The organism is Streptomyces sp. NPDC050704, assembly GCF_040654355.1.
Lineage (GTDB): Bacteria > Actinomycetota > Actinomycetes > Streptomycetales > Streptomycetaceae > Streptomyces.
In genome coordinates, this window is sequence record NZ_JBFAHW010000038.1 from 1 (window position 1) to 23772 (window position 23772).

Sequence of the window (23772 nt, forward strand, 5' to 3'; positions counted from 1 at the left end):
GATGGCCAGCGGCGACAGGGCCCGCCACCGGCTCTCCCGATCCGGAGACCGGCAGCTCAACTCCGTTCTCCACACCATCGCCGTTGTCCAGATTCACATGCCCAACTCGCCCGGGCACACCTACTACCAGCGGAAACTCTCCGAAAGAAAGACTGCCAGGGAAGCCAAACGCTGCCTGAAACGTCGCCTGGCCGATCATGTCTGGAAAGTCATGCTCACCGACGAACGACGAGCCCAACCTCTTGCCGTCACGCCTTGACAGACACAGAGGCACCCCCCGAGATGCGGGGTGTGTTGACAGAGGGTCAGACGGGAATCATGAGAGGAACATCGACCATGGCTGCTCCCAAAAAGTACTCGCTGGAGTTGCGTGAGCGTGCGGTGCGGATGTACCGCACCGCCGACCCGAGGCCGCAGATCAAGAAGCTCGCCGTCGATCTCGGCGTGCATCCGGAGGCCCTGCGCGGCTGGATCCGACAGGCCGAGGCGGGCGCCGGCGAGCGGGATGACCGGCTGACCACCGACGAGCGGGCGGAGCTCGCCGCGCTGCGCAAGGAGAACGTCCAGCTCAAGCGGGCGAACGGTCCTGCGGATGGCCTCGGCGTCTTTCGCGGCGCAGCTCGACCCGACCCGGCCCAGGTGACGGCGCTCGTTGACGAGCATCCCCGCCTGGGGGTCGAGTGCGTACTCCGGGAATTCCCCATTGCCTCCTCGACGTACTACCGCTGGCGTCGTGCCGAGCGGGAGCCGTGCGGACGCCGGCGCCGGGACGTGGAACTCAACGAGCAGATCAAGGAGATCCATGGCCCGGTCCGCACCACGCAGGATCCGGGAAGCATCGGCCGCCTCCGGCAGGTTGCGGGCGCGGCCGGTGCCGATGGACACGGTCGGCCGCAGGATCCGCCCCTCAAGGTCGCGCAGGGCTGCCCGTCGTGGTCGACGGGCTGTGCCAGCAGTGCGCGCAGCGCGAGCACCTCGCGGACCGCGGCAGTGGTCAGCGGCAGCAGCAGTGCGACGCCGAACTCGTCACCTCCCAGGCGGGCGGCGAGCCCGCCGCGGTCGGCCGTCCACTGGTCCAGGCGCCGGCCGGTCGCGGCGATCAGGGCGTCACCGGCGGCATGCCCAAGGGTGTCTTTGACGGCCTTCAGGCCATCAACGTCGGCGACCAGGACGTGCAGGTACGCGCGGTAGGTGCGGGCGAGCCTGGCCGTGCGGTCGATGAGGATGTCGCGGCCGGGCAGGCCGGTCAACGGGTCCCGGCGGGCGACCTGCAGCTGGCGGCGCACGCGCACGTCGTCGGCGAGCACGGCCAGGGCCAGCGGCACAGCGGCCGCGGCGATGGCGAGTGTGCGGGAGTGCTGCCGTACGGCAGCAGAGGCGGGCATGATGGTCTCCGTTCTCGCCCCTTTGTGGGCGGACATGAGAGAGGCGCACCCCGAGCTGTCGAGGCTGATGGGGGTGCGCCTCTTGCTGTGATCATTTGTTTTCGGCCTGCCCAGGCGGTCGGGCGTGCTGGACGGTGCTTCCCGTCTCGTGACGGGGACGGGAAGCACTCGGGGTGGTCGGCCTGCTCTTGTTGACTGGCCCCGAGCTACCGCCTGCCGCACAGAAGGTGGGGTCCGCCGGTCTGGCGGACCCCATTCCACTGTCGCCAATTGGCGACAGTTCCCTCAGGACAGAGCCGAGGGCCGCCGCGGCGGTGGCACTGCCCGCAGCAGATCCCACAGCGGCTGTGAACCCGCCGCCCACGTACCGAGCAGGCGCCGGTCCACCAGGTGCAGCCGCTGGGATTTCGCGAAGTCCTGGCCGGGCTTCGAGATCCGCCCGTTCGTCACCAGGACCACCACATCCGCCTTGTGTACCGGGCGGGCCGTCCCGTTGAGGACCTGCAGGTCCGGCGTGCCCACCGCCGAGCCACGGTCGCCGCCCCGACGGTGCTTGCACTGGATCACCCAGCGCCGTCCGAACGGGTCCGTTGCCTTCACGTCGGCGCCCAGGTCACCACCCCCGCCGACCCGTTCCGCGTCCCGGCAGCCGTCCCGGCGCATCAACTCCCGCACCGCGTGCTCGAACTCCCGGTGATGCAGGGCATCCAGCTGCGGCAGCGCGTAGCGCAGACCGCGCGCCTGGACCTGCTCCCACCGCGCTCGTTGCCGGCGCTGATACACCCAGCCGCCGCCCGCCAGGGCCGCGAGCACCACCACGGCGATGAGCACCCACCAGTGGGCCAGCAGCCAGTTGACCACCGCCACGAACAGACCGATGACGACGACCGCCACCGCCAGGACCGCGACCAGTTGGTTGTCCGCCTGCCGCCGCTGACGCCTGCCCCTCCCCCGTGTCCGCCGCCTCACGGGCGGCCGCCGACGCGTCACCGTTCGCCGTCCGACGACGCCCACGGAATCGGGTACGACACCGTGGGCTGTGGTCGCTTCGCCTTCGTCGTGCTGTTCTCGAACTTGATCGGGTACTGCACCGTCGGCTGCGGCTGCGGCCGCGGGATCTTGCCGTTGCCCCCGCCCGTGCTGACGCCGCCGTTCGTCATACCGATGGCCGCCAGTGCGACCACGGCTAATATCGCCATGTCCCGGCGCGCTCCCGGAGCCCAGCGGGAATACCCGCGAACCGGCGTCCCGTCGGAGCGCACATACGGTTTGACCCAAGGCACGTTGTCCCCCTCGTCGTGTGTCCCCGCGCAACTGCCCATCGTTGCAGCGGCCACTGACATTGGGTCAGGAAACCACCACTCCACGTGATCAAGCCAGGCGTGAACAGGCCAGGTCAGGGATATGCGGGGCTCTGCCCCACGGGCTCCGCGCCGATGCCCGTGGCTGAGGCCGTGGTGCGAGCTGAGCATGCGCGGAACACTCTCTATACAGCTGGGCCATGGTTGTCGGCCGTCTCCGCAAGTCCGGTGAGGTCTACGAAGCCCACCTCCCTTGCTCCCTGCAGATGCAGGCGGCGCAGTAGCAGTGCGGCCGGACGTAGTTGCCCCGGCGTCCCTGTACCGACCACAAGGGCCAGTGGTTCGTACGCGGCAGCCACCCGCCTTCTTCTGCATGCGCGCCAGCCGGGAGCACGCCTGGCAGTTCTTCGGGATGCGTCCGTGGGCGGCGATCATCCGCTCGTAGGCGTCCCGGCTGTCGGGCATCCAGAAGTCGGCCAGGTCGACCAGCGGGCAGCCGCCGTCGGCGGCGTCGAACACAGCCTGTGCGATGTCCTGGTTGGAGTCGGCGCCCATGGAGTCGACCGGGCACTCCAGGGCGTCCCGAACGGCCTTGCGCGTCTCGGTCCGGGCCGGGGACCGCAGGCCCGCCTGGGTAGCGGCCCCCGGTGCGCGAGCGGGGCCTTGTTCTCCCGCGCCCAGATGTTCGGCGAGGCCGCCTTCCACGGCGTGACGTTCACCGACCCAATCGTCTCGCCTCGGGACATGCCACCGACCTCCCGCCGGTCCCACAACCCCCAGGCCCTACGCTCGAAACCGCTAACACTTTCACCGGGAGGCGACGATGAACAGCGCCCCGTGGACCATCGAGCGGATCAGCGACGCCCTCGGCAACCCGACCCTCGCCCAGCGGTTCCTAGGCGAAATCAACCGGGCACCCGCGCACCAACTGCTCACCGTCTTCGCCAAGTGGGAGCGCATCGCCAAGAACACCCTCGCCGCGTTCGAGAACAGCCGTGAGATTGTGGCCGCCGTCCAGCGCGGCGAAGAGCCCTCCGGCGAGTGGATCGACGGCACCGACCGCCTCCAGCAAGCGGCTGAGCGAATCGCGTCACAGGGCGCCGCCTGACCTGCCACCTCTTACCGGGTGTACCAGCTCCGCTACCCGAAGGCCGTCGAAACCGTCTGGGACTCCCTCCCCGACGACGCCAGAGTCGAACTCGAACGAGCCCTCATCGTCATCTGCCAAGCCCCCTGGACGCACACAGAGCCCTGCAGCGACGACCCCAACGACGGACAGCGGACACGCGCCCTGAAGCACACCGCAATTCGGTCTCCTCACGCGCCCGTGATGCGCGGCGGTCGGGCAGTTGGCGGACCGGCCACCGCCCCGGCTTCCTGGCAATCAACTGACCTACCTGCGGCGTGAGTTGGAGCGGCACCGACTGATGACACATGTCCGCGGCTACCGCCGCGCGGACGGTACCTACGTCCGTCCGCACCACCGCCGTACCTCGCCCCAGCGGCGTTCGTCCTGCTCGGCCAGTCCCCACTCCTCGTCGGGCGAGTACGGCCGTTGCCCGACCTCGGCCGGCTCCGACGACGCGAGTGCAGGGTTACCACCGTGCGGACGGTACCTACGTCCGCACGCACCACCGCCGGATCAGCCGGCCTGTTGCCGTGGCGGCCGGCGGAGGCGGCACCCTCCTGCTCATCCTCGTGCTGCTGGTCTTTGGCAGCGGAGGCACAGGCCGGAGTTCTCCCAGCCAGCCTCCCAGCTCGCCAGCCAGCATCGGCGGCCAGTTACCCCACCGGTAAGCGACACCGGGAGGGGCCCGGACACTTCACACCCGGACCCCTCCCGGCGTCCATCAACCTCGGTCAACGTCGCCGCCTTCGACGAGTACAAGACACTCTCCCGCCGCGCCGGAGCCGCATCCACCCGAAGTGCCGCTCCGCCGACCTGATCGGCTACAGCGTCATGGGTTTTCTCGTTTCTCCACAGCGCGACCGATGAGTTTGCGGCTCCCGGCCGGTCCAAGCTCGTGACACCCTAGGAAAGGACACCGCCATGTCGGAGCTTCTCGTCGACTTCATCACCTCCCTCGACGGCCACGCATCGGGAGAGGGATGGCCCGGGTTCTGGGGCCTCGAGGGCCCGGAGTACCTCGCATGGCTCGGCAAGCAGCCCAAGGCCACCTACCTGATGGGAGCGAACACCTACCGCCTGATGTCGGGCTTCGCCGCAGGCGAGGTCCCGAATGGCCAAGACGAGTTCAGGCCCGAAGAAGAGGCGTCCGTCGACGAGCTCACGCAAGCGTCCAAGGTGGTGTTCTCCTCCTCACTCGAGGAGCCACTGACGTGGGCCAACTCCACGCTCGTCCGCGACGACGCCGTAGAGGCGGTCCGCGCCATGAAGTCGAGTGCCTCGGGGCTCCTCAGCACGATCGGCAGCCTCAGCCTGTGCCGGTCCCTGCTACGAGCCGGACTCGTCGACCGCTTCCGGGTCGTGATGTTCCCTGTGATCACCGGGGCCACGGGCGAAGAACGTATCTACGACGGCTATCCGGACGTTGCCCTCGAGATGATCGAGCACCGCACCTTCGACGGCCGCATCCAGCTGGTCGAGTACAAGCCCCGCGTGCTCGAGCACCCGCCGCTCGACGTCCCTGCGTGACGTCGCCCCGTCCGCCGGTCTGGACGGCTGCCAGGCCGGCGCCGGCGGGCGCGGAGCAAGACCTATAGAGGGCGAACGGCCGACGTCAGGACGCCCGGTCCGTCGCGTCGAAGGAGGAAAGTCGCGTGCTGACAGAACATCCAGCTCACGGCCGGAGGCATTCTCCCTGCGGATCGAAGCAGATGAGCCCGTGTTCGCGAGCCAGCGCAGCGGCGTACTCGGACATCTCCTCGGGGGTTGAGGAACATCGGAACGAAAACCGGCGCTAAGGATCTGTCGGCCCTGGTGGGCGGCTGACGGAGCGTCGGCGGCCGGACCCGTCTGAAGTCTTCCCGCAGATAACGCCCTCTTATCTGCGGGATCGCTGATCCCGACCTGCGGCGACGTTCTCGGGGCCGTGCGCGAAGCGGCCCCGTTATCTGTGGCAAGGGGAAGCGGTGCCCGCTGTCGTACGACTGCCCGCCGGGAAGGCGTTGACCGTCCGCGCGGCGGCCGACGTGTTCCTCGACTCGCTGGACAACGCGAACACGCTCCGGTCGTACGGAATCGGCGTCGGCAAGACCGCCGAACACCTCGGCGAGGCCCGCCCGCTGGCCACAGTCGCGGACGACGAGATCGGCGGCGCCCTCGAACAGCTGTGGGGCGAGGCGGCGGTCAACACGTGGAACGCCCGCCGGGCGGCGGTGCTGTCCTGGCTGGGCAGGTGTGCCGAGCGCGGGTACGACGGCCCGAAGGTGCCAGCCTGGGTGAAGCGGATGCCCCTGCCGGACTCGGAGACTCCGGCCCGCTCGAAGATGGCGGTCGACCGGCTGATCGCCCGCCGCGACGTCCATCTCCGGGAGCAGACGCTGTGGCGGATGCTCTACGAAACCGCCGCGCGGTCGGAGGAGATCCTGGGCGTCAACATCGAGGAGCTGGACCTCGCCGGGCGCCGGGCTCCGGTGAAGGCCAAGGGCGCGAAGCCGCGCACCCGCCGCCGCGGCGTTACGCGCGAGGACTACGTCCTGGAGCCCGTGTACTGGGACGCCGGTACCGCCCGCCTGCTGCCCCGGCTGATCAAGGGCCGTACGCGGGGGCCGGTGTTCGTCACCCACCGCAAGCCGGGTCCCGGCAAGGTCATCGCGCCGCGTGACGTGTGCCCGGACACCGGGCTGGTCCGGCTGTCTTACGGCCAGGCCCGCGCCCTGCTGGATGCGCACACGGCCATCGGCGGCGTACCGGGCACGGGCTGGGACCTGCACGAATACCGGCATTCCGGGCTCACCCACCTCGGCGAGGCCGGGGCCAGCCTGCCGATGCTGATGGCCAAGTCCCGGCACAAGAAGCCGGAGAACGTACGGCGCTACTTCCACCCGTCGGCGGAAGCGATCGCCGAGGTCACCAGCCTGCTCGCACCCGGCGACGCGCGCCGCTGACCCTGCTGTCACCGGTGTGCCCTACCGCCGTCCCGGCGCCCACGCCGCCAGGGGCATAGTCGGCCAAGGGCCTCCGGGGCCCGCGAGTAGCAGCGTAGGCCGACTCTCTCCTCTTGGTCGGCCGGATCGCGGGTGGAGGCCTCAGACGGAGAACCGGACGTCGGTGAGCTGCTCGGACACGACCCACAGGCGCTGCTGGACGGCCGTGTCGTGGGACTTCTTGCTGGAGGCGACCACCTCGGGGTATCCGCGGGTTCCGCCCACGCCGTTGGGGCCGTAGAACTGGCCTCCGGTGACGACGGGATCGGTGGCCGCCCTCAGGGTGGGCAGCGCTCCCATGGCGGCCGGCTGGGTCAGCAGAGGCTGGACCAGTTCGGCCCCCTTGCGCACCAGGCCGCTCATGTTCTGAGTGAGTTCGGTATCCGACGCGCCGGGATGCGCGGCGGCGGCGATGGTGGTGTGGTGCGGGGCGAGGCGGCGCTGGAGTTCGTAGGTGAACATCAGGTTGGCCAGCTTGGCCTGACCGTAGGCGACAACCCGGTTGTAGGAGCGGTCGAACTGCAGGTCGTCGAAGTGGATGTCGGCCCGGATGCGGTGGCCGAAGCTGCTGACGGTGACCACCCGGGAGCCGGGCACGGGCAGCATCAGGTCCAGCAGCAGGCCGGTGAGCGCGAAGTGCCCGAGGTGGTTGACCCCGAACTGCATGTCGAACCCGTCCTCGGTCTTCTGCCGGGGTGTGAACATCACGCCCGCGTTGTTGATGAGCAGGTCGATCTTCGGATGCGCCGTGTGCAGCTCATCGGCGGCCGTGCGTACCGATTTGAGGGAGGCGAGGTCCAGGCGCTGGAGGCTGAGCTTGGCGCCCGGGGCACGCTCGCTGATGCGGGCGAGGGCCTCGCGGCCCTTGTCGAGGTTGCGCACGGCGAGGACGACGTGCGCGCCATGCTCGGCCAGGGCCCGCGCGGTCTGCAGCCCGAGGCCGCTGTTGGCGCCGGTGACGACGGCGACCTTGCCGTCCTGGATAGGTATGTCCTGTTCGGTCCACCGGTCGGTCGTGCTGGCCATGATCAACCTCCATAAAGTGAATTATGCTTCATGTTGTAGAGTGAAGCATCATTCATCTTTCGTCAAATGGTCCCGGAGGGCTCCATGACCTCACCCCGACCGCTGCGTGCCGACGCGGCCCGCAACCGCGCCCGGATCATGACCGCGGCGCATGAGCAGATCACCGAGCACGGGCCCGAGGTGTCGATGGAGCAGATCGCCGCTGCTGCGGGCGTCGCGGTCGGAACCCTGTACAAGCACTTCCCGAACAAGAGCGACCTGGTCGCATCCGTGGTCGCCGCCTCGTTCGAAACACTCGCCGACGACGCCGAAGAGTGCCTGCAACGCGAGAGCCAGGGTTCACCCGCCATGGCGGAGCTGACCGGCTTCCTCAGCCGTGTGATGGACACCGTCGCCCACAACCGCGCCGTCAAAGCAGCCGCGTACGCGCTCGGCGCCGACCACGCAGCCCACCCCGCCATGCAGGAGGTGGAGACCCGCGTCACCCAGGCCCTCGGCCGGCTCATCCGCACCGCACAAGCCCAGGGCGGTCTGCGCGCCGACTTCACCGTCGACGACCTGTACCTGATGCTCTACACCCTCCCCGCCGACCAGCCACCCACCGCCCGCGCCCGATGGCTCGCCCTCCTGCTCACCGGGCTCACCGCCCGCTGACCGACCGCGGGGCTACGCCGCCGTCGCGGCCACCGCCGGGACGCCCTCTACGACCGCCTCGCCTGCCGACAGAAGGCGTACCGGGCCCGCCGACGGGCCGCCGAGCGGGTCCGCGAAGCCGTAACGGCCCCGGCCGGTGTGACGACTCGCGGAACCAGCTCCGGGGCTCTGGCCAGCCCGGACGCCTAGTAGGGCTCCGTTAGGTCCTTCTGTCCGTCGTGTTCAGCGGCATGGTGGGTGTGTGGATGCACATGAAGTGAACCGTATGCGGGCGAAGTTGGCGTTGTTCGTGGCCGATGTGTTCGCGTCGGTGCCGCGTAAGCATCAGCGGGCAAAGGGTGACTGCTATCTGCGGGGGCTGATGCTGGACGTCCTGCGCGCCTGCCAAACAGAGCGCAGACCTGACCTGCGCGAACAGGTCAACACCCGGCGAAAATGATCAAGAGTGTCGGCATGTGGACTCGCACACTCTCCTGAGGGCTGAAGCCCGCGCAGGGGCGAGAGACACAAGATCGAGCGATTGAGCGCTGCGGAGAAAACGGAGAACGAGCAGGCCATCACGTTCGAGGAGCCCGACGCCGGAGGGATAGGCCAGGCACCCGCCGACGAGTCAGTCGGTGGACCAGGCGCGCAGCTGCGCAGCGATCTCCTGAACGCGGGCACCCTTGTGCTTGGCCCGCATGACGAGCGCGAGGGCCTCCTCCGGCTCGTAGTCCAGCGTGACGCCGTTGGTGTTGAGGAACGTCTCGGCGACCAGCCAGGCGAAGAACTCGTTCTTCGCCTCCAGCGGCTCGTGCAGCGCGATGCTCTCCAGCATGGCCGCGGCCTTGAGCCAGTCGCTCGCGTACACGTCGCGGCCCATGTAGTGGGCCTGCGCTCGGGCGCAGGCGCCGTCGAGCACGCCCAGGTCGAGACAGGCCGGGTCGCCCGGGAGGGTCTGCGCGATCTGCAGGAGCTCTTGTGGGGTGAGGAACCGGGTCACGCGGCGTGACCGTGCTGCTGGGACTCGTGGAGGTCGCGGCTACCCATGGGCGCGGGGTCGGGCCACGCGGGCGTGCTGGTGTCGGCGGCGTGGGTGTCCTGGGTGGCGAAGACCTCGGCGAGCTGCGGGACGCGGTCGCGGGTCTTGCCGAGGGCCTTGAGAAACGGGTCCTCGGCAGCCTTGAGCGCGGCTTCGCGGACGAAGTCCTGGGGGGACTTGCCGACGATGTCGGCGGCTGCCGCGACGCGCGCGTACTCCTCCGAGTCGAAGGGCGGCACCGGGGATCCGTTCTGGTCCATACGAGCGACGGTACCAGCGGCCTCACTCCCTGCCGACATCGTTCGGGCAAAAAGAGAGGGGCAGTGGCCGGTCGACGGCGGGCGCCCCTTCAAGTCTTCAGTGAACGTGCCGCGGGCTCATTCGGGGTGCGTGATGGTCACGTGCTGGTGCGGGCGGCCTCGGATTAGGTGTCGAAGAAGCGGTCGCCCGTGAACTTGTGGTGAGTGAGTTGCGCAGCGACGGACTGTTCGTCGCCCCATCGGCCCAAGTCGCTGGCGAGCGCGAGGGCGTACTGGACGACCGCCTGCTTCAGGAGCTCGTACTTTGCCGGTGTCACCACGCGCATCCCCGGTTGCGGGTGGCCTTGGCGTCGCAGACGCGGCTGGAGTGCGCCATGACGGACAGGGCCTTGACCTCGGGGTTGTTCTTGTTGAGCCAGCTGATGCTGCCGCCGAGCTGGAGCACCCCGCAGAACGGCGTCTCGTTGCGCGCAGGCGGTTCTACGATGGCGCCGATGGCTTCCTATGCGAAGGACCCACGCTGCATCGCCGTGGCCGAGGCCATGGTCCGGTTGCCGCGCCGTTCCTGTCCCGAGGGGCCGGCGGCTACGGCGGCTCCTGCCAGGTGAACCTGGACGACGAGGAGGCCGTCGGGCTTGGCGGAGTCGAACTGATCAGGGCCGCGATGCGCAAGGCGGCCCGACAGCTCGACGGGAAGGTCGAGACAGTCGGCTGGATCGGCACCCGCTTCGGCACGATGGTCGCCGCGGCGAACCCCTGACCAACCCGCAGTCCGCAGGCCTCGGCCCATACGACGGGTACATGTACCCCATGGCGGGCGAGCGGAGGCGATGGCTGGTCGTCACGGGCCGGGAACGGGAGACCGTTGAGGGCTGCGAGAGCGGGGCACACTCTGCCGGATGGTGTGTCGGTTGTGACCTGAGTGCGCGGGCCGCCGACGCGTGTATCGCCGGGGCCCGTGCGCTCAGCTCCGCGACGTCAGGGCCCCTCTGAAGGGCGGACACGTCGCGGGTGAAGCGCCGGCGCTCGACCGCCGGCGCTTCGAGGGTGAACAGCAAGCAGGGGAGCCCGCTCTCCTGGCTTGAGGGCTTGCCCGGACCAACGGACGATGCCCACGACCTCCACCGGGCTCAACGGCCCGCTGGCGGGTCTGTGCCCTGAGACTGCCCGGGGCGACGGAGAAGCAAAGCGGGTTACGGACAAGGCCGGACAGATTCTGAACGATAAGCCTCTGCAGGGCTTCGGCGTAGTCGCGTCGCGTCCGGTTTGCGGTCGTGTGGGGCTGAGATGAGTGCACATGCTACGCGGGTCGTGGAGTCCTGATGCCCGGTCGGTTTCTGGGCATACGCGGAGCACGCCGTTCGCGTCAGTCCGTGGTCTATGTTGACTGTCGGTCTGTCAGGACAACCGCCAGATGATGAAGTATCCGCGACTCGTTCCCCCCTGCAATTCGGCCCGGACCTGCGCGATGAGATCTATGGCGTCGTCCGTCAGCTGGGCACGGGCTTCCGCTCGTGCGGGCCAGGCGCTCCATGGCGACCCGGCTTCGATACTGACGTTGTCGACCTCGCCTTCCGACTCCGCCCACGTCACGAGCTGTGGAAGCCGTGGGCCGTCCGTGGCGACGAGCCCGATGAGCTTGCCGCGGAGGGCCGCGTACCGCACGTGGATGACGTCGGAGGCGTAGAGATCGAGAAGGTTGTCGACGTCTGGGTTGATGTTCCATTCCTCGACTGACAAGTGCGGCTTGGCGACTTCGTCCAGCTCGTCGAGCGCAGCGAGCAGTCGCTCGGCCCACTTGATCAAGGCGAGATACGGCTCGGCTCGCTTGTCGCGTAGATCCTGCGCATGCGATCGCTCGTGAAGCGCGCGTTCTTGCGCGGCGGACAGCCGCTCTTGCGTGTCGAGCGTGTCGCGCATGTTCTCCCGCTGTGCGCGCAGGGAGAGCAGTGTCGTCACCAGGCTCGCGACGACCGCCAACCCTGCGACTCCTGTAGACGCCAGACTCACGATGATCTGGGGCTCCACGAGCGTCAGTCTCCCAGGGCTTCGGCGTTGTCGGTGAGGTGCGGATCCGGTGGGCAGTCAAGTGGGTGCCACTTCGGGGAAATCGAAGGCATGACTTCCAAAATCAGAGAGTTTCCTACGCCCCGTGCTCCGAGTGGAAGACCATGCTTGCCGACGCATCATCGCCGATCCCGCCCGCCCTTACTGACTTCGGCGTTATAGCGTCTGAGGCTTTGTCGGCTCCGGTGACAGGGTTCGTCGTGGCTGGTAGCCCGGAAGTATGCGGTATCCAGACGGGGGCGGGCTGACCGCCGAGCAGCGCCAGCGCCACGAAGAGGTACGCATGCGGGCCGCTGACCTCTTCGAGGAGGACATGAAAGTCCCGTACGTCGCCCGGGAGTTACGGGTGAGCGAGAAGTCGGTCTACCAGGGGCGCCGTGCCTGGGCGTCCGGCCGGCGGGAAGCGCTGCGTTCCCAGGGGCCCCGGGCTACGACTGCCGTCTCGGCCCCGACCTGCAGGCCAAGCTCGCCGTCTGGCTGGAGGAGGGGCCAGCCGCGCACGGCTGGAGAGACGACCAAGTCTGGACCGCCGCAAGGTGCGCACGCTGATCGGACGCAAGTTCCATCTCTCCTACAGCGTCTCCGGGGTGACCCGGCTGCTGCACCGGATGGGCTTCAGCGTGCAGATGCCCGCCCGGCCCGCCGCCGAACGTGACGAGGACGCCATCACCGCATGGCGGGAGGTGACCTGGCAGGAGGTAAAACCCTCCGGGCGGCGACCGGCGCGTTCGTCTGCTTCGAGACGAAGCGGGCGTGACCGGCCGTCCGCCCAAGGGCCGCACCTGGGGCCGGCGCGGCATCACCCCAACGGTGCGCGTTTCCGGCCGTGGCCGTGGACGGCTGTCGGTGGCCGGGCTGCTGTGCTACCGGCCCGGCCTGCCCGCCCGCCTGTGCTACCGGCTGCGCCGGCATACCGGCCGTAAGGGCGAGCGCCGCTCGCTGGGCGAGAGGGACTACATCCGCCTGCTGGATGGCGCCCACCACCTGCTGAAGGCCCCGCTGATCGTGGTGTGGGACCGGCTGAGCACCCACATCTCCAAGGCGATGCAGACGCTCGTGGCCGAGCGGGACTGGCTGTCAGTGGTCCTGCTGCCCGGGTATGCGCCCGACCTCGATCCAGTCGAGGGCATGTGGGCGCATATCAAAAGGAGCCTGGCCAACCTGGCCGCCCGCACCCTCGGAGAGCTGGAGACTCTGCTCCGCAGACGGCTCAAGACGCTGCAGTACCGGCACCGCGTCCTCGGCGGATTCCTCGCCGGGACGGGCCTCACTCTCGGCAGAACGGACCGACCCTGAAAACGCCGAAGTCAGTAACCCACGGACAGCCGAAGCGTCGAGCTCCGGGCTACGCCCAGGTCACTCCTCACTGTCAGCCGTGGAATGTTGTGGTCTCCCTCAGCGTGGCACGCTCAGTGATGATGTGGTTTACCGGTGCGGCGTCGTCGGCGTATCCGAACGAGATCCCGACGAGCAGTTTTCCTGTGGTGACGCCGAGTTCGGCGCGTACCTCGTCGGCGTAGAAGCTCAGCAGTCCCTGCGGGCAGCTGGCCACGCCATACGCGGTCATCGCCAGAAGTAGCGTCTGCATGTAGGCGCCGACGTCGGCAGCCAGCCGCGCGTTGTCCTGTTCGGCGACGAAGAGGAACGCGACATGCGGTGCACCGTAGAACCCCAGGCTCTCGGCGTCATATGCCGCGCGCGCCGCATGGTCGTCAAGGCCGATGCCCAGTGTCCCGTAGAGCTGACCGCCGAAGGCGACCCGCCGCTCCTGCTGCACCGGCGAGTAAAGGTCATCGCTGTACGGGAAGTCGACCGACACGCGCCGTGCGGCGTGGGCCTCCTGAAGGGACGCCGCCAGACGGTCGCGCGACGCGCCACTGACGACCTCCACCCGCCACGGCTGCGCGTTGGAGTTGGACGGCGCCGCTCCAGCCAGCGAGAACATCGTGTGCATCGTCTCTTTGGGCACGGGCTCGGGCCGGAAAGCCCGCGTCGCACGTCGGGCACGGATCAGCTTCTCCGCGTAGCTGCTCAGCTCGGTGTGGTCGGACCAACTCATGGGACCCCTCATGATGTAAACGTGTCCGTTTACTTGAGATGAGATGGTAGCCCAGCGCCCCGAGCAAAGTAAACGCAGCCGTATGCTTTCTTCATGGGCACGATGGGTGACACGACGCGGCGAGGAGGGCGAGGCGCAAGGGAACGCATCCTGGCAGCCGCCGCCCGACTGTTCGCGGACCAAGGGATCACTGGGACCGGCATGGAGCAGGTCGCAGAGACGGCACCGGTGTCCAAGCGGACCCTCTACGCCCACTTCCGCTCCAGGAACGAACTGGCGATTGCCTACCTGCAGGCGCTGGCCTCGTCGGGGAACACCATGGAGGGTGTGCTGATCCGTGAGGGCCTCAGCCCTCGCGAGCGGATTCTTCGCCTGTTCGATCAACCCACCCCGGACACGCCCTCGGTGCGAGGGTGCCCCTTCATCGACGCAGCGGCAGAGTTCCCCGATCCGAAGCATCCGATCCACGCCTACGCCCGCGAACAGAAACTCCGGATGGTGCAGTTGGTCACCGATCTGGTGGCGGAACTGGGCTGCGGTGAACCCGCCGCACTCGCCGAGCAACTGGTGACCCTCGCGGACGGAGCAGCCAGCCGCGCCATGGTGCTGAACCAGGCGGACTACGGCCAGCACGCGCGCGCGGCCGCGAAGACCCTGTTGGAACAGGCTCTCACGCCTCCTTCAAGACGCTGACTTGCCGACGAAGACGAACGCACCCTACGGCCGAAGCCAGGCCAGGCGCGTAGGGCTCCGTGGCGGCCGCTTCCTGCTCCGACTACGTCATTCGGGATCAACCACCGCGTCCGCCTCGGCCGCGACGACTACGTCCGCGTCGGTACTGTCGACTACCCAGACCCTAAAACGCCGAAATCAGTAATCGGCCAAGACGAGATCGACGCGGACCTGGTTGCGTATCGCTCGAAGAACGTCTTCGTCATCCCCACTCTCATGCAGCGGGAGAAAAGCCCAGGTCACACCCTGGTGTTGCCGCTCGCTCACGTGACCGGCCTGCATGAAGCCCGAGGAGACCTACTGCAGAAGTTGGCTTTGTAGGTCAGTTTTGAGGCCAGTGGTGGGTGGGTTTTGACTCCAGTGGTGTCGGTGGAGAGTTGATGTCGGTGAGTTTTGACTCCACTGGGGGCCTTGCGGTGGGAGTATCGGAGTGCATCAGCTAGCCCTGGGTGGCCCAAGTGCCCCTTTCGAAGGTCGAGTTGTACGCGGCGATACGCCATGACGCTCGGGTCGAAGGGCTGTCCAGCAGGGCTTTGTCGGCAAAGTACGGGGTGGGCCGCAGGACGGTGGCGCTGGCGCTGGAGTCGGTGTGGCCGGCGCCGCGCAAGCAGCTTCCGCCCCGGATCTCGCGCCTGGATCCGTTCAAGGCCACGATCGACCAGATCCTGCGGGAGGATCTGGACGCGCCGCGCAAGCAGCGGCACACCGTCAAGCGGGTCTTCGACCGGCTGATCGACGAGCACGACGCCCGGGGCGTGACGTATTCGATGGTCCGCGCCTACATCGCCGGACGCCGTCCGGAGATCCGGGTGGAGGAGGGCCGGGGGCCGCCGCAGGTGTTCGTGCCGCAGACCCACCGCCCCGGTGACGAGGCGGAGGTCGACTTCGGGGACGTGTGGATCCACCTGGACGGCGTGTCCACCAAGGTGTTCCTGTTCTCGCTGCGCCTTTCGTTCAGCGGGAAGTCCGTGCACAAGATCTTCGCTTCGTGCGGGCAGGAAGCATTCCTGGAAGGCCACGTCCACGCGCTTCAAGTGCTGGGCGGCGTGCCGCGCGGCAAGGTCCGCTACGACAATCTACGCGCCGCGGTCAGCCAGGTTTTGGGCCGTACCCGGGGCCGGGTGGAAGCGACCGCTGGACGGCGTTCCGGTCCCATTTCTCGATCAACAGTTTCTACTGCAACCCCGGCATCGAGGGCGCCCACGAGAAAGGCGGCGTCGAGGGGCAGATCGGCTGGTTCCGCAGGAACCACCTGGTCCCCGTCCCGAAAGTTACCTCGCTGGCGGAGCTGAACGCGATGGTGGAGCTCTGGGACGAGGAGGACGACGCCCGCCGGATCATGCAGCGGGCGCTGACCATCGGTGAGATGTTCGCCGTCGAGCGCCCGCTGCTGGTGGCGCTGCCGGAGGAGGAGTTCGAGACCGGGCTGGTGTCCTCGCTGCGGGTGGACCGCTACAGCCAGGTCAGCGTGCGCACCAACCACTACTCGGTGCCTGTCAGGTTGATCGGCCGGATGGTGCGGGTCGTGCTGCACGCCTCCGAGCTCGTTGTCTACGACGCGCACAAGGAAGTCGCCCGCCACGAGCGGCTGATCGCCAAGGGCGGCTCCCGCCTGGAGCTGGACCACTACCTGGAAGCGCTGGTCCGCAAGCCTGGCGCGCTGCCCGGGGCGACCGCGCTGGACCAGGCCCGCTCGGCGGGCAGGTTCACCCCGGTCCACGACGCCTGGTGGCAGGCGGCCTGCACCGCCCACGGCGACGCGGAGGGCACCCGGGCGCTCATCTCCGTCCTGCTGCTGCACCGGCACATGGTCCACGACCACGTGGTCGCCGGGATCGCGACCGCGCTGCGGGCCGGAGCGCTGACCGCCGACGCGGTCGCCCTGAAGGCCCGCAAGTGGGGCGAGGCCGACCAGGGCGCCGAACAGCCGGCCGACCAGGACACCCCGCCACGCCGGGTGGACGGCGGGGCGACGGTGACCTCGCTGACCGAGCGGCGCCTGGCCGCCCTGCCACCCGACCCCAGGCCGCTGCCGTCGGTGGCCGCCTACGACCAGCTGCTGCGATTCCGCCGGCGTCCCGCCGACGGCCAGGCATACCAGGAAGAGGCACCGTGACCGCCAAGCGCAACCGCGGACTGACCGAACAGGCCGCCGACACCGCCGTGGACCAGGCATGCCGGATGCTCCGGCTGCCCACCATCCGCACCCAGTACCCCGAACTGGCCGAAGCCGCCGTCCGCGACCAGATGACCTACCGCGGGTTCCTGGCCGAACTGCTGCTGTCCGAATGCGACGACCGGGCACGGCGCCGCTCGGAGCGCCGGATCAAGGCGGCCGGCTTTCCGCGCGAGAAGTCGATCCGGCAGTTCGACTTCGACGCCAACCCTGTCATCGACGCGGCCTCCATCCACACCCTCGCCAAGTGCGACTTGGTCAAGAAGGGCCTGCCGCTGTGTCTGATCGGCGACAGCGGAACCGGCAAGTCCCATCTGCTCATCGCGCTGGGCACCGAGGCGGCGATGCACGAGTACCGGGTGAAGTACGTGCTGGCCACCAAGCTCGTCAACGAGCTCGTGGAGGCCGCCGACGAGAAGCTACTGGCCAAGACCATCGCCCGCTACGGCCGCGTCGACCTTCTCTGTATTGACGAACTAGGCTATATGGAGCTTGATCGTCGCGGGGCGGAGCTGCTGTTCCAGGTTTTGACGGAGCGTGAGGAAAAGAATTCTGTGGCGATCGCCTCCAACGAATCCTTTGGAGGCTGGACCAAAACCTTTACGGATCCAAGGCTCTGCGCGGCCATCGTGGACCGATTGACGTTCGGCGGCAACATCATCGAGACCGGCACCGACTCCTACCGTCTGGCCGCCACCCGCGCCCGCGCCCGCGCCGAACAGCAGGCCGCCGCGGTCGCCGCGGGCTGACGAAGATGGCGCCGTCCTACGCGCCATGGCCCCAATGGTGGAGATGGTCGGGAAGGTCACGCGGAGCCGTTACGACGAGCTGGTGGCCGAGTCTATTGAACGGCCCCGGGTTCGGTATCCCGTCCACTCATGCCGGGATCCCGGCGGACCTGCATGTCGCGTAACGGGCCTGGGCACAGTAGGTGACAGGCTGACAGGGAGGCATCACTGTGAAAGAGTCGGCGCCTGAGTGAGGCCGAGGCAAACGCGCCATGCCGTAGGGCGGGCTCCGGCTGTCAGCTGAAGCCCGCCCCTCGAAACGCGCCCGCGTCGGCAGGCAACCGTGCAGACCTTGCGGTCAGGGTTGGATCAGGACGAGATCGGCTTGACACTCATCCCGGCGGGCGGGGTGCCCGGTCCGGCATTCGTGCAGGCGTACGAGCCTGCCGGTGAGGCCGTCATCTTCTCCAGGCAGGCGCCCAGGGCGGCCTGCCCATAGGCGTTGGGGTGCACGGACTCCTGCAGGTTCCCAGTGGCTCCGGAGGAGAGGGAGCGCGCCCACTCGCTGGTACTGCCGCTGACGGGAGGATCTTCGTCACTCTGCTTGGAGTCCCTTCCGCACACCTCCCGGCCCTCGAAAGCGTCCTGCAGATCGAGGAAATCCACACCCTCCTGCTGCTTGGCCACCTCCCGGAGGTTCTTGGAAATCTCCGGAATCAACCCATCACGCGCCCAAGTGAGATCGTTTGTCTTCATCGGGCAGCCGCGCACCGCACGGTCGGGCCCACTGAAGCGGACGTCCTCGCCCCTGGGAACCGCCGACGGGTAGGACTGCAGGATGAAGCGGTAGTCCGTGTCTCCTTCCGCCTTCAGCGCGTCGCGCACCTTCTTGATGGTCTCTGCGATGTCCGCCCGCACCGTGGGCATGAGCTTGTTGACCGCAGCCTGCCCCTTGAAGCGACAGTCTTCCATCCCCAGGCCGAACCGCAACACACAGTCCTTGACGATGTCGTTGAACTTCAGGTCGTTGCCCCCGATGGACAGCACAACCATCTTCACCTGGGACTGGCGCGCGACATTCTTCAACTGCTCGATCTGCGGCTGCTCCCCCTTGAGTACCTCGCCGTCGATGTGCTTGGTCTGGGCGCCCGAACAGGCGAGGTTGACCCTCAGTTGGACCGGCAGGTGGGAGCTCTTTTCCTCGATCTCGGCTACATCCGAGCGATGGCAGCCGTTACCGCCCCTGGCGAACGTGGGAATGCCTTTGACCGTGGTACCGCCGTAGATCCTGGCCGGGTCGTACTCGCACCGGATCGGGCCACAGTTCACCGCCGCCCGGTCGGTGCCCTCCCTGGTGCCGGCCAGCTCGGTGGAGTTGCCGTGCCAGCGGCCCGCCTCGCCCGAGATGTAGCTGTCGCCGAGAGACACCGCGGTCAGCTGATTGCCCGGCAGAAGCGTGAGCGGCTCGTACCGGACCGTGGCGGAGACGATCTTATCGTCCATGGTCGTGCCGACAGAGGCGACCCGGTCCCCGTAGTACGTCTTGTTCTCCCCCTGGTAGTTCGCCTCCTGATAGGCGCGCACGCGGATGCAGTTGTTGTACATGACCATGGAGCTGGTGCGGTCTTTGAAGCTCCCCAGGTCCGGGATGCGGTAGCCCTCGGCATCGCATGGTCCGTCCTTGCCGGTGTAGACGGTGGACGCACCCTTGAAGTCCTCATGCTCGTAGACCTTGAGCATCAGCACTCTGGCCGCCTCGGCCTCGGCCAAGGGCTGTTCGGCTGCCGCGCCGCAGACGCGGGAGGCCACGCGCGAGGAGCGCTGTCCTGGCCGCAGCTTTTCGAGTTCGACGACGCAGTCGTCGTCTGTCAGTCTCCGTCCGTCCGCTCCTTCGTCCGCTGACGCGGTCGCCGGTCTCGGCGCTGCGGCGTCCGCGGACGCGGTGCCCGCCGTGAAGGTGAGAGCTGCCCCCGCCATGAGCATGCTCACGACAAGCCTTCCTGAACGTCTGGCTACTCGCATGGATGTTAAGGTCCTTTCCCCCTAGTTAGATCGACCCTTGAGTGACCGCGGCCCCGTGAGATCGCGAAGCTGTGTCACATCTCCTTTTCGCAGGTCACGGTGTCGTGAGACATGGTGGTGGTTCTGCTTGCCGTTCGGTTTGGCATCGATGGACTGGCAACCGAACGGCAGCGGAGGCTTCAGACGGCTGCCGCGAGTCAGCACGTGACGTCCGGAACCTGGCCCACGCGGTACCGGACGTCACACGTGCACTCGGCCGGCCGTCAGGTGTGGCCTCCGCCAGAACTTTGCTGTGCACAGGCATCGTTGCCGCTCGCATCCTGGGCGACCATGCCTTTCGGCGGAGCCCGAAACACCCGAGATCGGTGTTGACAGCGGCGAATGATCAACGGCGCGGCTGACTGCCGGGCCGAGAATCCCGTCGGCAAATCGAGGCTGCGCGCGTCGGGTCTGCGCCGCCACAGCGCCTCATGGCGCTGTGACCATCGAAAAGGAGATGTGACACAGCTTCTCAGGGGTCTTTGCGGCTGGCGATGTAGACGAAGTTCGCCCAGCCCGTCGCGTTGTCGATGCTGCTACTGCGCCGGTCAGCGACGGCGCATGACGCGGACCACACCGTCGGTTCCAGCCACGATCAGTAGGCCCCGAACAGTAACGCCCTCGGGCCCCTGACCCGGCACGGGCTCAATCCGTCGCAGCGGGCCCGCCAGGTGGAGTCATTTCTCACCTACAAAATCGGGTCCCCCAGGCACCGGGTGGAGTCAGAACTGACCTACAAGTGGCGTCAACCGTCACCTACGAAGCCATTGGCAAGGTTGTCCGTGAACTTGTCCAGCTCACGTTTATTGATCCCGCTGCGGGCCACATTGCCCTCCTGTCGCACATGCTTGGGCGACAGCGTAGGGGGGAGCACCGACAGCCCGGCACGTCAGTGAGAATGCGGCAACGGCACGGGCATGGCCGGTGAGCCGGTCAAGACGACCAAGAGCCTCGAAGGGCTGGTCCACAAGTCGCGGTGCGGGCCAGCCCTGTCGTGTCAGTTCCTGCGGGAGGGACGGGCGTCCAGCGCCGTGCGCAGGCGCCCCGCGATGGGCTGGTACCGCTGGACGAAGCTGAGGTCCTTCATCTGGTCGGGCCCGGGCAGCTGCCGGTGCGGGGAAGACCAGCGCTCGGAGATTGCCCATCCAAGGGGGCGCAGCCCGGCGCGGTTCATGTCCCGGTCGACGCCCGCCAGGTAGTCCTCATCGACGGGCAGCTGTCCGTTCGACTGCCAGATCACCCCGTCCAGATGGATGGGCAGATGAGGAGATCCGAAGAGGAAGTCCAGACAGCGCTCGCGCAGAACCGCCGCGCTCTGCTCGGGGCTCAGCGGGACACCCTTCTCTTCGCCCCTGGGGCCGGGGAACGCGATCCGGCAGTCGGTGTGCGGGAAGATGTCGATCTCCCCGAGAACGACGTGCGCTGTCGCGCTCTCCCGGTCGGGGTAGGACCAGTACTTCGGCAGGAGGACGATCACGTCGTAAGCGTCGAGGGCGTCGGACACCGCCGCAGTGAGCGGGCTGCGGTCGGTGCGGGGCAAGCCGCGGTCACTCTCCTGCGAGGGGTGGCGGACCTGCCACATGCAGGTGTGGCGTGTCAGGAGGCCGGGGCCGTCCGGCGGGGCCCACAGCGTGCTGGTCGTCGGCTCCGGCGGGGTGGCCGGCTTGATCTCCTTCTTGCGGCGGCTCCGGCTGCGACCCACGCCGCTCAGGCTCCAGCGCCAGTAGTCCTCGGCTTCCTCGAGGAGCAGGACCCGCTGTCCGCTGTGTGCCCAGGCCGCCGCGATCCCACCGACCAAGTAGTAGAGGTTCCCCGAGCGCTCAGCCAGGAACCGCAGCACATGAGGTGCGTGCGGCGCATCGCCGGCCCCCGCGCGGCGCAGGGCTTCGGTGTACTTCATCCCGCGCCGGCTCGCCCTGCGGGCGCTCTGCGCGGCGGTGGACTGGTTCTTCGGCATGACGTACTCCTTGGCCAGGCCGGGCCACGCCCCCGACACCGGCTCGTACGACTGCCGTGGACACGACGGAACGCAGAACGGGAAGGAGCGGGCCCCGCAGGACCTTGACCCCCGCGTCCGGCGGCGTGGCTCCGGAAGCAGGCGGTGATCGGCAGTACGCACTAGCCGGGCAGGATGCTAACCTGCGCGAGCGCACCGGCTGAAGACACCAGCCGCCGAATTCCCTCGAACGGGCGAGGTCTGCAGCCCGCCTCCTCCGCAGACTCGCTGGCCGCAACCGCCTTGGTAATGGCGCGCCGGGCCTTCTCAGAAATCGGGAAATCGGTCACGCCAACCTCGGTCTCGCGCGGGTGACCAAGTGCTAAGCGTGTCACCGAGGGTGGCAGGCAGTCAACGCTTTGAACTCGCCTCGTGAACGAGGTCAGTCCGCTGTAAAACGGGTGATCTGAGTGGGAGCACTACGAGCGGTTCTTCGTGAACGGGCGACTCAGGTGCACCGAAGGCATGCTGAGTTGTGGGATTGAGGGCCTGTTGACACCTGTGATGGCGGGCGTCAAGGTTCCGATTCATGGATCTCGATGATCTGACGCGAGCCGAACTACGGGTGTGGCAGGCCTTTCCTCGGGGCGAGTCCGTGGACTTCCGCACGGCGGACGACGAGGACGTGACGGACGGCGGCGGCTGGCCGCCCGAACGGACTATCCGGGCGGCCGTGTTGCGCACTGTGCTCCTCAACGGGCCGCAGGAGGACGGGAAGATACCCGCGCTCAAGTTGGCGGGTGCCCGGATCACCGGTCTGCTCAACCTGCAGTACGGCACGGTGGATCACGCCGTACGGCTGAGCCACTGCTTCTTCGAGGACGCGCCGCTGCTGTACGGCTCCCGCTTGCGCCAGCTGAACCTGAGCAGCTCCGTGCTGCCCGGGCTGGTCGCCGCCGCCATGCGGATGGTGGACGTCCTGCGGCTGACGGACTGCCGGGTGCGCGGGCCGGTGCGGCTCAGCGGCGCGCAGATCGGCGGGGCACTGTTCATGGACGGGGCCGACATCACACCGGGGAGCACCACTGAGCCCGCGCTCCAGCTCAACCACGTGTCCATCGGCGACGACCTGTGGGCGCCCTGGCTGCGCACGCACGGGGAGGTGCGACTCAACGGCGCCTCGGTCGCCGGGTCGATCAACCTCGACCATGCCAGCCTCAGCAACCCCAGCCAGATCGTGCTCGACGCGCAGACCCTGAGTGTGGAGAGCGACTTTTCCATGCGGTTCCTGGCCACGTTCGGCTGGATCGGTCTGCGGGGCGCCAGGATCGCGGGCCGGCTCGATCTGTCGTACGCATGTCTGTCGAATCCGGGCAACGCGGCGCTCCGGGCCAGCAGTTGCAGCATCGGGGAACTGTGGCTGCGCAAGGGGCCGCCCATGGAGGGCACCCTCACGCTGCGCCACGCACAGATCGACGTGCTGTTCCTGGAACCGGAAGTGGTACCCGACGAGGTCCAGTTCAACGGGCTCGTCTACACCTCGCTCACCCCGCAGGAGCCCGCCGAGCGCCGGCTGCCGATGCTGGAACGGGACCGCGAGGGCTATGTCCCTAACGCCTACGAGCAGTTGACCGCCGCCTACCAGCGCGTCGGCGACAACCACGCGGCCCAGCTGGTCCAGATCGCCCAACAACGCCGCCGCCGAGCCACCCTCTCCTGGGACGGCCGCCTCTGGAGCTACATCCAAGACGCCACCACCGGCTACGGCTTCCGCCCCCTCCGCGCCGCCTTGTGGCTGCTCCTCGTTGTGCTCGCGTTGCTGGCAATAGCTTGGCTCAGTACACGGGCGGTGCTCACAGACATCAGCAACGCCGGGCTTGGCCCTAGCGACGCCCCACCCTTGGTGGCCGCCATCGTCAGCATCGGCACCGTCTCCGGCGTGCTCATCGGAGGAATTCTCACTGGGCTTGCGAAGTTCGTCAGAGCACGCGGGCAAAACGAATCCGACGTCATCCGGGCTCGCGGACAGGCCGATTCCGATCTCATTCGTGCTCAGGCCGAAATGAAGAGGGCGGAGGCCGATGTCATCCGCGCTCGTATAGGCCTGCCCGTGGCGAGCCCTATCTCAACCGACCCGACTGCCGCCGCCGAAGCGGGCATGCCGGAGCCCTCCGCCATCCCCCCAAATGGCGATGAGGCGGCTGGTCTCGCTCCACCCAACCAGCCCACCGGTGACGCCGCAGGCGCATAGCCCAA

The 23772-nt window shown here is 68.1% G+C and carries 22 protein-coding genes and 4 pseudogenes; 14 read left to right on the top strand and 12 right to left on the bottom strand.

What is annotated here, in order from left to right; genetic code table 11:
- Positions 1 to 259: transposase (locus tag AB0I18_RS22725; RefSeq protein ID WP_363107380.1), on the top strand; the 259-nt coding region annotated here is incomplete at its 5' end.
- Positions 260 to 336: 77 nt separating this feature from the next.
- Positions 337 to 570: pseudogene (locus AB0I18_RS22730) on the top strand (transposase); the annotation flags it as partial.
- Between the two features lie 149 nt (positions 571 to 719).
- On the opposite strand, the gene AB0I18_RS22735 reads toward AB0I18_RS22730, so the two are convergent.
- The 3 genes from AB0I18_RS22735 to AB0I18_RS22745 form a co-directional block, all read right to left on the bottom strand.
- Complete coding sequence (locus AB0I18_RS22735; protein ID WP_363107381.1) at positions 720 to 1385, bottom strand: GGDEF domain-containing protein; 666 nt, start codon at positions 1383 to 1385, stop codon at positions 720 to 722.
- A gap of 285 nt (positions 1386 to 1670) precedes the next feature.
- Positions 1671 to 2354, bottom strand: coding sequence for a restriction endonuclease (locus AB0I18_RS22740; protein WP_363107382.1), 684 nt, complete (start codon positions 2352 to 2354; stop codon positions 1671 to 1673).
- Positions 2355 to 2371: 17 nt separating this feature from the next.
- Complete coding sequence (locus AB0I18_RS22745; RefSeq protein ID WP_363107383.1) at positions 2372 to 2584, bottom strand: hypothetical protein; 213 nt, start codon at positions 2582 to 2584, stop codon at positions 2372 to 2374.
- 925 nt (positions 2585 to 3509) lie between these two features.
- On the opposite strand from AB0I18_RS22745, the gene AB0I18_RS22750 reads away from it, so the two are divergent.
- From AB0I18_RS22750 to AB0I18_RS22760, 3 genes are all read left to right on the top strand, one after another.
- Positions 3510 to 3794, top strand: a complete 285-nt coding sequence (locus AB0I18_RS22750) for a hypothetical protein (protein WP_363107384.1) — start codon at positions 3510 to 3512, stop codon at positions 3792 to 3794.
- Positions 3795 to 4736: 942 nt separating this feature from the next.
- Entirely contained in the window at positions 4737 to 5342 is a 606-nt protein-coding gene (locus tag AB0I18_RS22755) for a dihydrofolate reductase family protein (protein ID WP_363107385.1), read from the top strand.
- Positions 5343 to 5779: 437 nt separating this feature from the next.
- Positions 5780 to 6757, top strand: a complete 978-nt coding sequence (locus AB0I18_RS22760) for a site-specific integrase (RefSeq protein ID WP_363107386.1) — start codon at positions 5780 to 5782, stop codon at positions 6755 to 6757.
- Positions 6758 to 6898: 141 nt separating this feature from the next.
- Here AB0I18_RS22760 and AB0I18_RS22765 read toward each other — a convergent pair whose 3' ends face one another.
- The gene (locus AB0I18_RS22765) at positions 6899 to 7822 is read right to left on the bottom strand and encodes an SDR family NAD(P)-dependent oxidoreductase (protein WP_363107387.1); all 924 of its coding nucleotides are present in this window, start codon (positions 7820 to 7822) and stop codon (positions 6899 to 6901) included.
- An 84-nt stretch (positions 7823 to 7906) separates the two neighbouring features.
- Between AB0I18_RS22765 and AB0I18_RS22770 the strand changes: the two genes are divergently transcribed.
- Positions 7907 to 8476, top strand: coding sequence for a TetR/AcrR family transcriptional regulator (locus tag AB0I18_RS22770; protein ID WP_151481226.1), 570 nt, complete (start codon positions 7907 to 7909; stop codon positions 8474 to 8476).
- A 241-nt stretch (positions 8477 to 8717) separates the two neighbouring features.
- Positions 8718 to 8894 (top strand): annotated as a pseudogene (locus tag AB0I18_RS22775) (IS701 family transposase); the annotation flags it as partial.
- A gap of 192 nt (positions 8895 to 9086) precedes the next feature.
- Here the strand turns inward: AB0I18_RS22775 and AB0I18_RS22780 are convergent.
- The 4 genes from AB0I18_RS22780 to AB0I18_RS22795 all read right to left on the bottom strand — a co-directional run bounded on the left by AB0I18_RS22780 (position 9087) and on the right by AB0I18_RS22795 (position 10202).
- Positions 9087 to 9458, bottom strand: coding sequence for a fic family toxin-antitoxin system, toxin component (locus tag AB0I18_RS22780; RefSeq protein ID WP_363107388.1), 372 nt, complete (start codon positions 9456 to 9458; stop codon positions 9087 to 9089).
- Positions 9455 to 9757: a hypothetical protein gene (locus tag AB0I18_RS22785; protein ID WP_363107389.1), complete on the bottom strand. Its 303-nt coding sequence runs from the start codon at positions 9755 to 9757 to the stop codon at positions 9455 to 9457. Before AB0I18_RS22785 ends, AB0I18_RS22780 begins: the two co-directional genes overlap by 4 nt.
- A gap of 164 nt (positions 9758 to 9921) precedes the next feature.
- Positions 9922 to 10074 (bottom strand): hypothetical protein, encoded by a 153-nt coding sequence (locus AB0I18_RS22790; protein ID WP_363107390.1) that lies wholly within the window; start codon positions 10072 to 10074, stop codon positions 9922 to 9924.
- A complete protein-coding gene (locus AB0I18_RS22795; RefSeq protein WP_363107391.1) occupies positions 10071 to 10202 on the bottom strand; it encodes a hypothetical protein in 132 nt (43 codons plus the stop codon). The genes AB0I18_RS22790 and AB0I18_RS22795 overlap by 4 nt, the downstream gene beginning before the upstream one ends.
- Before the next feature lie 159 nt (positions 10203 to 10361).
- Here AB0I18_RS22795 and AB0I18_RS22800 point away from each other — a divergent pair, with 159 nt between their 5' ends.
- Positions 10362 to 10517 (top strand): hypothetical protein, encoded by a 156-nt coding sequence (locus AB0I18_RS22800; protein WP_363107392.1) that lies wholly within the window; start codon positions 10362 to 10364, stop codon positions 10515 to 10517.
- Positions 10518 to 11155: 638 nt separating this feature from the next.
- On the opposite strand, the gene AB0I18_RS22805 is transcribed toward AB0I18_RS22800, so the two are convergent.
- Positions 11156 to 11737, bottom strand: coding sequence for a hypothetical protein (locus AB0I18_RS22805; RefSeq protein WP_363107393.1), 582 nt, complete (start codon positions 11735 to 11737; stop codon positions 11156 to 11158).
- Between the two features lie 623 nt (positions 11738 to 12360).
- On the opposite strand from AB0I18_RS22805, the pseudogene AB0I18_RS22810 reads away from it, so the two are divergent.
- A pseudogene (locus tag AB0I18_RS22810) lies at positions 12361 to 12447 on the top strand (winged helix-turn-helix domain-containing protein); the annotation flags it as partial.
- 130 nt (positions 12448 to 12577) lie between these two features.
- Positions 12578 to 13120, top strand: a complete 543-nt coding sequence (locus tag AB0I18_RS22815) for a transposase (RefSeq protein ID WP_363107394.1) — start codon at positions 12578 to 12580, stop codon at positions 13118 to 13120.
- A 73-nt stretch (positions 13121 to 13193) separates the two neighbouring features.
- Here the strand turns inward: AB0I18_RS22815 and AB0I18_RS22820 are convergent, their stop codons facing one another.
- Positions 13194 to 13883: a nitroreductase gene (locus tag AB0I18_RS22820; protein ID WP_363107395.1), complete on the bottom strand. Its 690-nt coding sequence runs from the start codon at positions 13881 to 13883 to the stop codon at positions 13194 to 13196.
- 93 nt (positions 13884 to 13976) lie between these two features.
- On the opposite strand from AB0I18_RS22820, the gene AB0I18_RS22825 reads away from it, so the two are divergent.
- The 3 genes and pseudogenes from AB0I18_RS22825 to istB all read left to right on the top strand — a co-directional run bounded on the left by AB0I18_RS22825 (position 13977) and on the right by istB (position 17540).
- On the top strand, positions 13977 to 14576 hold the full coding sequence (locus AB0I18_RS22825) for a helix-turn-helix domain-containing protein (RefSeq protein ID WP_363107396.1): 600 nt from the start codon (positions 13977 to 13979) through the stop codon (positions 14574 to 14576).
- Between the two features lie 497 nt (positions 14577 to 15073).
- Positions 15074 to 16731, top strand: a pseudogene (gene istA / locus AB0I18_RS22830) (IS21 family transposase).
- A complete protein-coding gene (gene istB / locus AB0I18_RS22835) occupies positions 16728 to 17540 on the top strand; it encodes an IS21-like element helper ATPase IstB (RefSeq protein ID WP_363107397.1) in 813 nt (270 codons plus the stop codon). Before istA ends, istB begins: the two are co-directional and overlap by 4 nt.
- Before the next feature lie 348 nt (positions 17541 to 17888).
- Here istB and AB0I18_RS22840 read toward each other — a convergent pair whose 3' ends face one another.
- Both AB0I18_RS22840 and AB0I18_RS22845 read right to left on the bottom strand, forming a co-directional pair.
- Positions 17889 to 19289 carry a GDSL-type esterase/lipase family protein gene (locus AB0I18_RS22840; protein ID WP_363107398.1) on the bottom strand — a complete coding sequence of 467 codons (1401 nt, stop codon included), beginning with the start codon at positions 19287 to 19289 and terminating at the stop codon, positions 17889 to 17891.
- 1288 nt (positions 19290 to 20577) lie between these two features.
- Positions 20578 to 21537: a hypothetical protein gene (locus tag AB0I18_RS22845; protein ID WP_363107399.1), complete on the bottom strand. Its 960-nt coding sequence runs from the start codon at positions 21535 to 21537 to the stop codon at positions 20578 to 20580.
- Positions 21538 to 22105: 568 nt separating this feature from the next.
- Here AB0I18_RS22845 and AB0I18_RS22850 point away from each other — a divergent pair.
- A complete protein-coding gene (locus tag AB0I18_RS22850) occupies positions 22106 to 23767 on the top strand; it encodes a membrane-associated oxidoreductase (RefSeq protein WP_363107400.1) in 1662 nt (553 codons plus the stop codon).
- The last annotated feature ends 5 nt before the right edge of the window (positions 23768 to 23772 follow it).